General features: G+C 65.5%; 10 protein-coding genes. 7 read left to right on the forward strand and 3 right to left on the reverse strand.

Features of this window, described 5'->3' with window-relative positions; translation table 11 throughout:
• The first annotated feature begins 7 nt into the window (after window positions 1–7).
• The 4 genes from ftsY (at window position 8) to G6N38_RS21505 (ending at window position 5811) form a co-directional block, all read left to right on the forward strand.
• The gene (ftsY, locus tag G6N38_RS21490) at window positions 8–1348 is read left to right on the forward strand and encodes a signal recognition particle-docking protein FtsY (protein WP_163750035.1); all 1341 of its coding nucleotides are present in this window, start codon (window positions 8–10) and stop codon (window positions 1346–1348) included.
• 195 nt (window positions 1349–1543) lie between these two features.
• On the forward strand, window positions 1544–2908 hold the full coding sequence (locus G6N38_RS21495; RefSeq protein ID WP_179968589.1) for an ammonium transporter: 1365 nt from the start codon (window positions 1544–1546) through the stop codon (window positions 2906–2908).
• A gap of 5 nt (window positions 2909–2913) precedes the next feature.
• Window positions 2914–3252: a P-II family nitrogen regulator gene (locus G6N38_RS21500; protein ID WP_163750036.1), complete on the forward strand. Its 339-nt coding sequence runs from the start codon at window positions 2914–2916 to the stop codon at window positions 3250–3252.
• Window positions 3253–3327: 75 nt separating this feature from the next.
• Window positions 3328–5811 carry a [protein-PII] uridylyltransferase gene (locus tag G6N38_RS21505; RefSeq protein ID WP_163750037.1) on the forward strand — a complete coding sequence of 828 codons (2484 nt, stop codon included), beginning with the start codon at window positions 3328–3330 and terminating at the stop codon, window positions 5809–5811.
• Here the strand turns inward: G6N38_RS21505 and G6N38_RS21510 are convergent.
• Window positions 5808–7505, reverse strand: coding sequence for a hypothetical protein (locus G6N38_RS21510; protein ID WP_163750038.1), 1698 nt, complete (start codon window positions 7503–7505; stop codon window positions 5808–5810). The two genes, G6N38_RS21505 and G6N38_RS21510, sit on opposite strands and share 4 nt — an antisense overlap.
• A gap of 231 nt (window positions 7506–7736) precedes the next feature.
• Between G6N38_RS21510 and ffh the strand changes: the two genes are divergently transcribed.
• The 3 genes from ffh to G6N38_RS21525 all read left to right on the forward strand — a co-directional run bounded on the left by ffh (window position 7737) and on the right by G6N38_RS21525 (window position 11239).
• On the forward strand, window positions 7737–9302 hold the full coding sequence (ffh, locus tag G6N38_RS21515) for a signal recognition particle protein (protein WP_163750039.1): 1566 nt from the start codon (window positions 7737–7739) through the stop codon (window positions 9300–9302).
• Between the two features lies 1 nt (window position 9303).
• Entirely contained in the window at window positions 9304–10371 is a 1068-nt protein-coding gene (locus G6N38_RS21520; RefSeq protein ID WP_163750040.1) for a metal-dependent hydrolase family protein, read from the forward strand.
• Between the two features lie 232 nt (window positions 10372–10603).
• Window positions 10604–11239 carry a DUF1942 domain-containing protein gene (locus G6N38_RS21525; protein ID WP_163750041.1) on the forward strand — a complete coding sequence of 212 codons (636 nt, stop codon included), beginning with the start codon at window positions 10604–10606 and terminating at the stop codon, window positions 11237–11239.
• 83 nt (window positions 11240–11322) lie between these two features.
• On the opposite strand, the gene G6N38_RS21530 is transcribed toward G6N38_RS21525, so the two are convergent.
• Both G6N38_RS21530 and G6N38_RS21535 read right to left on the reverse strand, forming a co-directional pair.
• Entirely contained in the window at window positions 11323–12549 is a 1227-nt protein-coding gene (locus G6N38_RS21530; RefSeq protein ID WP_163750042.1) for a class I SAM-dependent methyltransferase, read from the reverse strand.
• 14 nt (window positions 12550–12563) lie between these two features.
• On the reverse strand, window positions 12564–13037 hold the full coding sequence (locus G6N38_RS21535; RefSeq protein WP_246227368.1) for a hypothetical protein: 474 nt from the start codon (window positions 13035–13037) through the stop codon (window positions 12564–12566).
• Window positions 13038–13057: the final 20 nt, after the last annotated feature.

The raw sequence follows: 13057 nt of genomic DNA on the forward strand, positions 1-13057 counted from the left end.
TGGCACGGTGTCAGAGGGTCTCTGGATCGCTATAGCGGTCATCGCCGTCCTGGTCATCGCTGCAATCATCGTCGGGCTGGTGCGGTTCCGGCGGCGCCAGATCAGTCTGCGCCCCAGCTCAGAGGGTCCCACACCGATCGACCGATCTGGTGGATACACCGCCTCGACGGGCATTTCGTTCAGCCAGGCGCCCACGGTGGACGCGACCGGTCTTCCAGGGGTCGGTGACGATGCGGCGCTGCCACGCGACTCGGTCAAACGTCCGATCGCCGATGTGCGGCTGCCGGAGCCGCCGGTGGTCGAGGAGCCGAAGACCGACGCGGCCCCCCAAAGTCCAGTAGCCCCCGTACCCGCGCCGGTCGAGACCGCCGCGCCGGTCGAGCCGGAGGCACCTGCCGCGGCTGCTGCGCCCGATATCGACGCCATAGCGCCTGCAGAAGGCCGCCTGGAGCGGCTGCGTGGACGCCTTGCCAAATCGCAGAACGCGCTCGGCCGCAGCATGCTCGGTCTGCTCGGCGGTGGCGACCTCGACGAGGCGTCCTGGGAAGAGGTCGAGGACACTCTGCTGATCGCCGATCTCGGACCGGTGGTCACCGCATCGGTGATCGAGCAGCTGCGCAGCCGCCTGGCCAGCAGCACCGTGCGCACCGAGGCCGACGCCCGCGCGGTTCTGCGTGACGTGCTGATCGCTGAGTTGAACCCCGGGCTGGACCGCTCGATCAAGGCACTGCCGCATGCCGACAAACCGTCGGTGCTGCTGGTCGTCGGTGTCAACGGGACCGGCAAGACCACCACCGTCGGCAAGCTGGCGCGCGTCCTGGTCGCCGATGGGCGCCGGGTCGTCCTCGGCGCGGCCGATACCTTCCGGGCGGCCGCCGCCGACCAACTGCAGAGCTGGGCGTCGCGGGTCGGCGCTGAAGTGGTCCGTGGCGCCGAGGGAGCCGACCCGGCCTCGGTGGCCTTCGATTCGGTGGACAAGGGCATCGAGGCAGGTGCCGACGTCGTCGTGATCGACACCGCGGGACGACTGCACACCAAGACCGGCCTGATGGATGAGCTCGGCAAGGTCAAGCGGGTGGTGAGTAAGCGCGCCGCCGTCGACGAGGTGCTGCTCGTGCTCGACGCGACGATCGGGCAGAACGGTCTGGCACAGGCTCGGGTGTTCGCTGACGTCGTCGACATCACCGGCGTTGTGCTGACCAAGCTCGACGGCACGGCCAAGGGTGGCATCGTCTTCCGCGTGCAGCAGGAACTGGGCGTCCCGGTGAAGCTGGTCGGATTGGGTGAAGGGCCAGACGATCTGGCGCCATTCGAAGCGGCCGCCTTCGTCGACGCGCTACTCGGGTAGCCCGCAAACCCCTTCTCAGCAGGGCGAATTGCGGGATGTAACACCCGCGAAACGAAGACTGCCAATCCGTTCACACATGCGAAACACCTAGGCGTCGTAGCTGAAACAACCACTGCGCATTGTCTTGGCCTAGGTCAACGGTGCCTAACCGTGGCATGGGTGAAGGAGAAACTGCGAGTGGATGGATTTCCCGTAATGGGTGTGCCGGACACCGGCGACACAGCATGGATGCTTGCGAGCGCCGCGCTCGTGTTGCTGATGACGCCGGGCCTGGCCTTTTTCTACGGCGGCATGGTGCGTGCCAAGGGCGTGCTCAACATGATCATGATGAGCGTCAGTGCGATGGGCGTTGTCACGGTGCTGTGGGTGCTATACGGCTACTCGATGGCCTTTGGCAACGACAAGTGGAGCGTCATCGGCGACCCCAGCGAGTATTTCGGCCTCAAGGGTCTCATCGGTGGTAACGCTGCTGCCGCGGTCGCCGCGGATCCGGCGACTGGCACCGTGGCGAAAGCTGCCGTGGAAATCCCACTCGCGGGCACGATTCCGCAACTGGTATTCGTGGCCTTCCAGCTGATGTTCGCCATCATCACCGTCGCCCTGGTCTCGGGCGCCATTGCAGACCGTCTGAAGTTCGGTTCCTGGTTGGTCTTCGCAGCTCTGTGGGCAACGTTCGTCTACTTCCCGGTCGCACACTGGGTGTTCGCGTTCGACGGCTTCACCGGTGAGCACGGCGGCTGGATTGCGAACAAGCTCAAGGCAATCGACTTCGCCGGTGGTACTGCGGTGCATATCAACTCCGGTGTCGCAGGCCTCGCGCTATGTCTCGTTCTCGGGAAACGTAAAGGCTGGCCGGGAACCCCAATGCGGCCGCACAACCTGCCGTTCGTGATGCTGGGTGCCGGTCTGCTGTGGTTTGGCTGGTACGGATTCAACGCCGGTTCGGCGTTGAACTCGGGTGGCGTCGCCGCGTCGACCTTCGTCACGACGACCGTCGCGACCGCCGCGGCCATGCTCGCCTGGTTGCTCACAGAGAAGATCCGCGACGGCCACGCCACCTCGTTGGGCGCGGCGTCGGGCATTGTGGCCGGACTGGTCGTCATCACGCCGTCCTGCTCGTCGGTAAACGTGCTCGGCGCGTTGGCTATCGGTGCGATTGGCGGTGCCCTCTGTGCCCTGGCAGTCGGGCTGAAGTTCAAGTTGGGCTTCGACGACTCGCTCGACGTGGTGGGCGTGCATATGATCGGCGGCCTCACCGGCACACTGCTCATCGGCTTCTTCGCCACCCCGGAAGCGCCTGCCGCCGTCAAGGGGCTGTTCTACGGCGGTGGGTTCGATCAGCTGTGGCGCCAGGCGGTTGGTGCGTTCGCTGTTCTTGGGTATTCGTTCATCGTCACGACTATCTTGGCCTTGATCCTGAAGTACACCATTGGCCTGCGCCTCCCCGAGGAGGATGAATACAACGGTATCGACGAAGCCGAACACGCTGAAACCGCGTACGACTTCGCCGTGGTCGGCAGCACGGGCTCGGTTCTCGGTCGTCACGGCGCGGAGGAATGAGGGAAATGAAACTGATTACTGCGATTGTCAAGCCGTTCACGCTGGAAGACGTCAAGACCGGCCTCGAGCAGGCGGGTATCCTCGGGATGACCGTCAGTGAGGTGCAGGGATACGGACGCCAGAAGGGCCACACCGAGGTGTACCGAGGCGCGGAGTACTCCGTTGACTTCGTGCCCAAGGTCCGCGTGGAGGTCGTAGTCGATGACTCTGCAGTCGACAAGGTCGTGGATGTCATCGTGCAGGCCGCACGGACCGGCAAGATCGGCGACGGCAAGGTGTGGGTCAGCCCCGTGGAGACCGTTGTTCGGGTCCGTACGGGTGAGCGGGGGACCGACGCTCTCTGACGCATCCGATGTGACGTCTTTTTGCGGCCACACCGAATAAGCGTTAGTTCGAGCGTCGGCCGTGGGAGGACTGAGATGACAAAGCAATCAAGAGATTCCGCCGCCGGCGCTTCCCGATGGGAGGCACCGGCGGCGGGCTCGTCGAAGCCCGCCAAGGATCTGGCCAGAGCCTGCCAGCAGCTTCTGGAAGGCGGTCAGCGCCAACTCGATTCGGCCGCCCTGCGGGACGCCCTGCTGGATCTGCACGAATTCTGGCTGTCCACCAAGGCCACCGAGATCGGGATCACGCCCACCAGCGGATTCGCCATCGTCGCCACCGGCGGGCTTGGGCGCCGCGAATTTGTGCCCTACTCCGATCTCGACCTCATGCTGCTGCACGACAATATGCCCGCAGACATCGTCACCCAGGTGGCCGAGCTCCTGTGGTATCCGTTGTGGGACGCCAATATTCGTCTCGATCACAGTGTCCGTACGGTGCCTGAGGCGCTCACCGTGGCCAGCGAGGATATCTCGGCAGGGTTGGCGATGCTCGAAGTGCGGCATATCGCCGGTGACTCGGAGCTGTCCCAACTGCTGATCGGTGGCGCCCGACGCCAGTGGCGCACCGGAATTGCCTCCCGGTTCGACGAACTCGTCGAACACACCCAGGCGCGCTGGGAACGTAGTGGGCAGATCGCGCACCGGGCCGAACCCGACCTGAAGTGCGGTCGTGGTGGGCTGCGCGACGTCCAACTACTCAACGCCCTGGCCATCGCCCAGTTGGCCGATGTGTACCCGAGTCACTCGCTGGCCTCGCCGACCGGATCGCTGGGCGAGGCACATCTGGCGCTGCTGAATGTGCGCACCGAATTGCATCGGTCCTCCAAGCGTGGCCGCGATCAGCTGCTGGCCCAGTTCGCCGACGAGATCGGCGCGGCGCTGCGCATCGGTGACCGTTTCGATCTGGCCCGGGTGCTCTCTGACGGTGCGCGCACCATCAGCTACTACGTCGACGCTGGCCTGCGCACGGCGGCCAATGCCCTTCCCAAGCGCGGTCTTTCGGTGCTGCGCCGCCCGACTCGCCGCCCGCTCGACGAAGGTGTGGTGGAGTTCGCCGGTGAGGTGATACTGGCCCGCGATGCCCGCCCGGAGCGAGACCCCGGCCTGATCCTGCGGGTGGCCGCCGCCTCGGCGACTACCGGGTTGCCGATCTCGGGTTCGACGTTGAGCCGGCTGGCGGCTTCGGCTCCTGAGCTGCGTACGCCGTGGCCCAGGGACGCTCTCAAGGACCTGTTGGTGCTGCTGGCGGCCGGCCCGACGACGGTGGCCACCGTCGAGGCGCTGGACCGAACCGGATTGTGGGGCCGACTCTTCCCTGAGTGGGGAGCCGTGCGGGACCTTCCGCCGCGCGACGTTGTCCACATCTGGACCGTCGATCGGCATCTTGTCGAGACTGTCTCGCGGGCAAGCGCCTTCACCACCCGCGTGTCGCGTCCTGACCTGCTGGTGCTCGGCGCTCTGCTGCACGACATCGGCAAGGGTCGCGGCGGAGACCACAGCGTGATCGGTGCAGATCTAGCCGTGCAGGTTGGCACCCGGCTGGGGTTGTGGCCGTCGGACATCGACCTGCTCTCGGCGATCGTGCGCTATCACCTGCTGCTGCCCGACACCGCGACCCGTCGCGATCTGCAGGATCCACAGACCATCGCCCGTGTCATGGACGCACTCGGTGGTGATCCGGTGCTGCTCGAATTGCTGGATGCCCTGGCCGAGGCGGATTCGTTGGCCACCGGGCCAGGAGTGTGGGGTGACTGGAAGGCTTCGCTGATCGGCGACCTGGTTCGGCGTTGCCGGCTGGTCTTGGCCGGCGAGGCTCTACCGCAGGCGGATCCGATTGATCCGCATCATCTCCTCCTCGCCGCCGATCACGGGGTGCATGTCGAGATGACGCCGGGAGAGAGCGCTCACACCTACAACGTGGCGATCATCGCACCGGACCGGCGCGGCCTGCTCTCCAAAGCGGCCGGCGTGCTCGCGCTCAATTCGCTGCGGGTGTATTCGGCATCGGTCAACAGTGCCGGTGGGTCGGCGATCAATACCTTCGTGGTGTCACCGCATTTCGGTGCGCCACCCGCTGCCGAGCTCCTAAGACAGCAGTTCATCCTGGCCCTGGACGGCGAGCTCGACGTTATTTCCGCGCTCGAGAAGCGCGACCGGGAGGCTACGCAACACGGCACCGGCCGGGTGGGGGAGCACAAGCCGGCTGTGCCGATCAATGCGGTACCGGCGCCGCCGCGGATTCTGTGGCACGACGGCAGCGGCGAGGGTCAGCTGATCGTCGAGATCCGCACCACCGACCGCGCTGGGCTACTCGCGTTGCTCACCCGCGTGTTCGAACGTGCCGCCGCAGACATCGCGTGGGCCAAGATCACCACCCTGGGTTCGTCGGTCGTCGATGCGTTCGGTATCTCGGTGCAGGCGCTGGATTCCGTCGACGACGTCCGCAAGCAGCTCGAACGTGAGCTTTACGCGGTGCTCCCGACACCCCCGCCGGCCCAACCGATCGTGGAGGCGAGCTAGCGGCTGCTCTGCGGGATCAATCCGAGCGTGCCGTTACCTGCTGTGGTGCCAAGGTAATACACGACGTCGTAGGCGTAGAACAGTGAGATGCCGGTGTTCAAGTAGTACAAGGCGGTGGTGTCGACGACCTCGTCCGCGGTCGGGTCCTGCACCTTCACATCGCCGGCGTTCAGTTTGTCGGTGGTGACGAATTGGAAGTAGCGAACCGGGGTCTGGCCCGTCGTGGTGCCGTTGAGCCAGAACAACATATCGGTTTTGAGCTTGCCCTTGGTGTCGGTGGAGTCATCCCAGTTGACGATCGAGTCGTACTTGTCCGGGTGGGGGCTCAAGTTGGTGTTGTGCAGGGTGGTGTTCGCGCCGGTGTCGGGGGTGATCCCCACATTCGGGTCGTTGATGATCAACGTGCCGTTCCGGTCGATGATGTTGATCGCCGCGTTGAACAGCTGCAGCGCGTAGAACTGCAGGTGGCTGTTGTTGAAGGTGCTGCCGCCCGCCTTCTCGTCGCGATTCATGGGGAAGTACATGCCCTGCGAGTTCGCAATGTTGTTGTTGGTCAACCCGATTTGCATCCACGCCTCGCCGGTATCGGGATCCACGTGCACGAGGTAGCCGGGTTTGACGCCCCAGCCGAACGTAAGTTGGGCGATCACCTGGTCGATCCCGTTGGCTTGGAATGTCGGGGCCATCCCGAAGTCGCCGTAGAACGCGTTGTCGATGGGCGCGGGCGAACTTGGTGTGGGAAGACCGTTCGGTGTCCACAACACGTCGCCGGTCTTGCTGTCGGTGATCGAATTCATTTGGCCGACCACGACTTGGCCACTGGTGACCAACGGTGTGGAGCTCCCGATCGAATACAGCGAGACCGTGCCCGTCGCGGCGTAGCCGGTGTAGTCCAGGCCGCTGTCGAACTTGTCCTGAACCTGTTGGGTGGACGTGGAGATGTTGGCGCCCCACCACGGGGAGACCGAGGGGTCATCGGAGGCATAGGCCGCATAGAAGCCACCCGCGCCGGTATCGAACTCGAACAGCTGGGGCGGCGCACCGTAGCCGAGTGAGACGTAGATGCCGAGCTTCTGGGTTCCGCTGTTATCGATGGTCTGGAAGTACAGCGGCACCTTGATCGGCGAGGTGATCACTCCGACACTTGCCGGGAACAAGGTGCGACGGACCAAGTACAACGTGCCCTGCAAAAACTCGGTGACCGGGTTGGAGGGCAGATCGGAGAGCCGGTTGGCGGCACTGGCGAGGAACTGCTGCAGCTCGTTGGAGATCGACTGGAGGGCCTGACTCCCACCGATGCGCTCCGCGCTCGCTGTCAGCGGCCCGGTGTCGGTCGCGGTCGGAGGGACCGCGGACGCGACCGGAGTCGCCGCCACCCGGCCAGTCGCGGCGCGGGAATTGCCGGCTGCCGCAGATTTCGCCCTCGCTCCGCTGACCTGCGCGGCCGGGGACGAGGTTTTGGTTGCGGTAGCCCCGTTCGAAGCGCCGTGTCGTCCGGTACCGGCCGTACCGGCATATCGGTCCACCGACGTGGTGTTCCGGGCACTGGAGTTGGCGACCGGCGCACTGTGTGAAGAACTCGGCGCGGCCGAGCCGGCGCTCACATCGGCGGTTGCGACACCGGGCGCTGCCAGCAGCGCCATACCGATTCCGGTGGCGACCGTTCCCAGCTGAAGCCACCGAACGACCGGCAACGGCCGATCTTTGCCGCGGTTGGCGGCGGACCCGTTTCTGCGCCCGGAATGACCCACCCCGACCTCCAAGCCCGACCCTTGGGAGCGCATGTGCTACGCCTGGGAGAAGGGATACCACACGGCCGAGTCTGGGGCGGGATTATCGGGGCGGTGCGCGCAAACGGGATCAGCGCGGTAGGCGTGACCGTGGTGGCAATCTCGCCGCAGAGCTGCGCCAGATAGGCTTGCCTCGTGTTTGAATCCCTGTCCGACCGGTTGACCGGAGCGCTGACCGGCCTGCGTGGCAAAGGACGGCTCACCGACGCCGACATCGATGCCACCACACGCGAGATCCGGCTGGCGCTGCTCGAGGCCGACGTCTCGCTGCCGGTCGTGCGTAACTTCGTCAACCGCATCAAGGAGCGGGCGCGCGGCGCCGAGGTTTCCGGTGCGCTCAACCCTGCCCAGCAGGTCGTCAAGATCGTCAACGAGGAGCTCGTTGGCATCCTCGGCGGAGAGACGCGTCAGCTGGCATTCGCCAAAAACCCGCCGACGGTGATCATGCTGGCCGGCCTCCAGGGCGCCGGTAAGACCACACTCGCCGGCAAGCTCGCCAAATGGCTCAAGGGCCAGGGGCACACCCCGTTGCTGGTGGCCTGCGATCTGCAGCGTCCCGGTGCGGTCAATCAGCTCAAGATCGTCGGCGAACGGGCCGGCGTCAATGTCTTCGCGCCGCACCCGGGCACCGCACCCGATGCCGGTGACACCGCGGATGCCGGCCCCGGTGACCCGGTCGCCGTCGCGGCTGCCGGCCTGGCCGAAGCGCAGACCAAGCATTTCGACGTCGTCATCGTTGACACCGCCGGCCGCCTCGGTATCGACGAGGTGCTGATGGCCCAGGCCGCGGCGATCCGCGACGCCGTGCACCCCGACGAAACCCTGTTCGTCCTCGACGCGATGATCGGCCAGGACGCGGTGGCCACCGCCGAGGCCTTCGGCGCCGGCGTCGGATTCACCGGTGTGGTGCTGACCAAGCTCGACGGCGACGCCCGCGGTGGTGCGGCGCTGTCGGTCCGCGAAGTCACCGGCGTGCCGATCTTGTTCGCGTCGACCGGTGAGAAGCTCGAGGACTTCGACGTCTTCCACCCCGACCGGATGGCCAGCCGCATCCTCGGCATGGGCGACGTGCTGAGCCTGATCGAGCAGGCCGAGCAGGTCTTCGATCAGGAGAAGGCCGAGGAAGCCGCGGCCAAGATCGGCTCGGGCGAGCTGACGCTGGAGGACTTCCTCGAGCAGATGCTGATGATTCGCAAGATGGGTCCGATCGGCAACCTGCTGGGCATGCTGCCCGGTGCGGGCCAGATGAAAGACGCGCTGGCCACCGTCGACGACAAGCAGCTCGACCGATTGCAGGCGATCATCCGTGGCATGACGCCGCAGGAGCGCGCCGACCCCAAGATCATCAACGCCTCGCGGCGGCTGCGTATCGCGAATGGTTCCGGTGTCACGGTGTCGGAAGTCAATCAGCTCGTCGACCGCTTCTTCGAAGCGCGCAAGATGATGTCGCAGATGGCCGGTGCGATGGGCATGCCGTTCGGGCGACGCTCGTCGAAGAAGAACGCCAAGAATTCCAAGAACAACAAGAAGGGCAAGAAGAGCGGGCGGGGGCCGACGCCCCCGAAGCGCAATCCGCTGCTGGCCGGTGGCCTGCCCGGTGGTTTCCCCGACCTGTCGCAGATGCCGGAGGGGCTCAACGAGCTGCCACCGGGACTGGCCGACTTCGATCTGTCCAAGCTGAAGTTCCCGGGTCAGAAGTAGCGTGCCGCTGCACGTTCGCGGCCGCAGCCTGCCCGACGGCGAGTTCGTCGAGTGGTGGATCGTCGACGGTGTCCTACGCGCCGAACCGGTGGCCGATGCCGAGACCGTCTTTGACGGCGGCTGGATCCTGCCCGGACTGGTCGACGCGCACTGCCACGTCGGACTGGGGGAGCGCGGCGAGATCCCGTTGGACGATGCGATCACCCAGGCTGAGGCGGAGCGCGGTGTTGGCGCCCTGCTGCTACGCGACTGCGGTTCGCCGACCGACACCCGCAGCCTCGACGATCACCACGACCTGCCCCGAATCATCAGGGCTGGAAAGCATTTGGCTCGTCCCAAGCGCTACTCGCACGGGTTCGCCATCGAACTCGAGGATGAGTGGCAGCTGCCCGAGGCGCTGGCCGAACAGGCCCGGCTCGGCGACGGCTGGGTCAAACTCGTCGGCGACTGGATCGACCGGTCGGTGGGCGACCTGGCGCCGTTGTGGTCCGATGAGGTTCTGCGGGCCGCGATCGCGGCCGTACACGACGAGGGCGCCCGCGTCACCGCCCACGTGTTCAGTGAGGACGCGCTGCCGGGGCTCATCGCAGCGGGCATCGACTGCATCGAGCACGGCACCGGACTGACCGACGACACCATCGCGATGATGGTCGAGCACGGCACCGCCCTGGTGCCCACCCTGATCAACATCGAGAACTTTCCCGGATTCGCCGGCGCCGCAGGCAAATACCCGACCTACGCCGCGCACATGCGCGCCCTCTATGCCAGCTGCTATCCGCGGATGGCGGCAGCCCGGGAGGCCGGTGTGCCGATCTATGCCGGTAGCGATGCAGGCAGCACGATCGCCCACGGCCGTATCGCCGACGAGGTCGACGCCCTCAAGCGCATCGGGATGAGCCCGACCGAGGCACTCGGCGCGGCGTGCTGGGATGCGCGCCGGTGGCTGGGCCGGCCCGTGAACGCCGACGGCGCGCCAGCAGATCTGGTGTGTTTCACCGAAGACCCGCGCGGCGGCGCCGACGTGTTGTGCAACCCAGACTTGGTGATCCTGCGCGGACGGGTCTACTAGGCCTCGCAAACCCTCTGATCAATCGTCCACTGCCGGCGACAAAGGCCGCCTCGATCAGGCTGGTGTAGCCGTTCTCGCCACCGATGAAGCCCGCGTGGTGGGCAAGTCAGGGTTCGGCGTGATATCTGATTAATCGCGGAGACGCCGTTTGGGCGGGTGTTGGCGGGCAGGTCGCAGTAGTGTTTTCCGATACCCCCGGGAGATGTTGGCACTGATCAGCTAGGGAGAGACCGTGAAGATCGCGAAACTGGCCGGAGTGGCCGCCACCGTTGTCACGTTCAGCCTTGCCGGCGTCACCGCCGCGCCAGCTTGGGCGACCGACAGTGTGAGGGTGTTCGGCGAGCAGGAAACGTTGAACGGGCCCAATGGCCTGCCGTACATCGGCTACGCCGTGGGCAAGCTCGCACCCAGTTCGGACCCGGTGCCGCACAATGGCAAGTTGTACGCGGCCAAGCTGACGATCGACGGGTTGGGCGGCAGTTACCCGCCATTCATCGAGCGCTTCGGCGCCCGGGCTGAGTCTGGCGATTTCTACCCGACCATCTGGGGCGCGTCGAACGCCGGAAAACTCTACTTCGACGTCGTTGGTGACATTCCGAACAGCGTCGTCTTCACCGACGGCACCCGCGACATCCTTGCCTGGGTGCCGGGTGACCCCGGCAGCACCGCGGCGCCGGTCGTCGTGCCGGATTCCGATGAGAATTTCCAGGTCGTGCCCGACACCCAGGCCGCCCCCAGTGCGTCGACGCCGCCAGGCGGCGACGCGGGAATCGTGGCCACGCCGAACGACCTGGCCTCCTCGCCCTATCAAATCACTGAAGGTGAAGCCGCGCAGCCGGGGTTCAATGCGGGCGGCGGACACCGCTAGCCAAGCGAACTGGAGCGTCGCCGGTGTGTTGTCCAACCCCGACCTGGTGATCCTGCGCGGCCAGGTCTACTGAACCCGTCGCCTCAACTCGACCGGCGGCTCAAGTCGACGGCGAGGAAATCCTGCTCCCAGAGCTGCTTGAAGAGAATCGTGCCGAGCCGCGTGACGCTGTCGATGTCGGCGTCGGCGTCGGCGACGATCCCGCTGCGTGCGACCTGCGCTGCGATCTCAGAGACTGTTCGCACCGTGTCGATGCGTTGCACAAAAGCCAGTTCGGTGGCGTTCAGAGTCCGGCGACTGCCAGTCCGCACGAGGTCGGCGCCGACCACGCTGCAGCGGTAGCGCAGGACCGGTATGTAGTTGGCGACATCGGCGGATGAGAAGTCCACGCGGTAGGTCGCCGGGGATCGGTCTGTCCGGCAAGCGGTGAAGAAGTGGCAGGCGTTAGAGGTGTTAATGCGTTCCATGACTGCCCACTGCTTGGGTAACTCCAGGTCGGCCACGGCGCCATAGAACGGGTTTCCGCCGCTCGGTGGGTAGTAGTAGCTCTTGAAGAACCAGTCCTGGAACGTGAGCCCGGCATTGCGAACCAGATCCAGGCACTGGGGCACAGTGAAACTGTGGTCACGACCATGAAGGAATGTGTCCACAAGCCCGGCGTCGTAGTTGACATCGGGCGCAACAGCTAGGTAGCGCCGCACCGGGTGGTTGGCTGGCAGCACCCGCAGGGCTTCGTTGACGATCGCCAGGGATTCCACGTCCTGCTGCAGGCCGAGGTCACGGAACACCGCCTGCATGAGCTCGACTCCGTCGCGGCCGTAGCTGGCGTACAACATGATGGCCAGCACACCGTCGGGGCGCAGGCGCTCGGCCAGTGCGCGCATCCCGACATCGGAGTCGGCGAGGTGGTGCAACACCCCGGTGGACACGATCAGGTCGAAGTCCCGGGACAGGCTGGCGACCTCCTCGATCTGCAGCAGATGCAGATCGAGATTGCTCAGCGAGTACTTGTCCTTGAGGTACCGGTGGTGATCCAGCGATGGCGCGCTGACGTCGATCGCAGTGACACGGGATCCCGGATTGGTGTAAGCCAGCACCGCGGCCTGGTTAGTGCCGCAACCGGCCACCAAGATGTCAATGTCGTTGCGGTGCGGACGATCCGGCCACAGCAGCCGGTGCGCGTGGCTGGGATCAAACCACTGCCAATTGTCGGCAAGCCAGCGATCCAGATCCTCGATGGGTTCGGGGTATTGCCAGCGCTGATATTGACGAATGACGACATCGTCATCGGTGGGGATCGGCGCAACCATGGTGTGATCCTCCGCTACGAGGTTGTCAGCAGCGGATTGCGTTGCAGGATCGGCAGTTGAAAGAGATGCTCGGTTTCCGCGTCGTCGCCATTCTCATGCAAGCCCAGTGTGTACACACCAGCCGACTCCACGCGGATCGGCAAGTACTGGGCAAAGACGCGGAACTTGACCGGCACCGGCGGATTGTCGTGCCAATGCCAACTGAACTCCAACGTACCCACCCGCTGCCCGTCGGGCGACGTGGCGGTGATGAACAGGCGGGGGTCGTAATCGCCGCCACCCGGTGCGGACACCGCCACAACGATCGGCACGGTGATCTGGGCAGGCAGCGTGTCGGTGAAACAACGCGTCATCGGAAACCCGGTGACGCTGACGCCACCGGCCTCCTCCTCGGATGTGCTCAAAGTCGGTGCGAAAGCAACAACTCGCATGGTGGCCTTCCAAGTGCTGGTTGGGGTTTGGGTCGAAATTTTGACGTGCGGCGCCACAGGCGCTCACCGAGCAAACG

It is taken from the genome of Mycolicibacterium helvum (genome assembly GCF_010731895.1).
GTDB lineage: Bacteria > Actinomycetota > Actinomycetes > Mycobacteriales > Mycobacteriaceae > Mycobacterium > Mycobacterium helvum.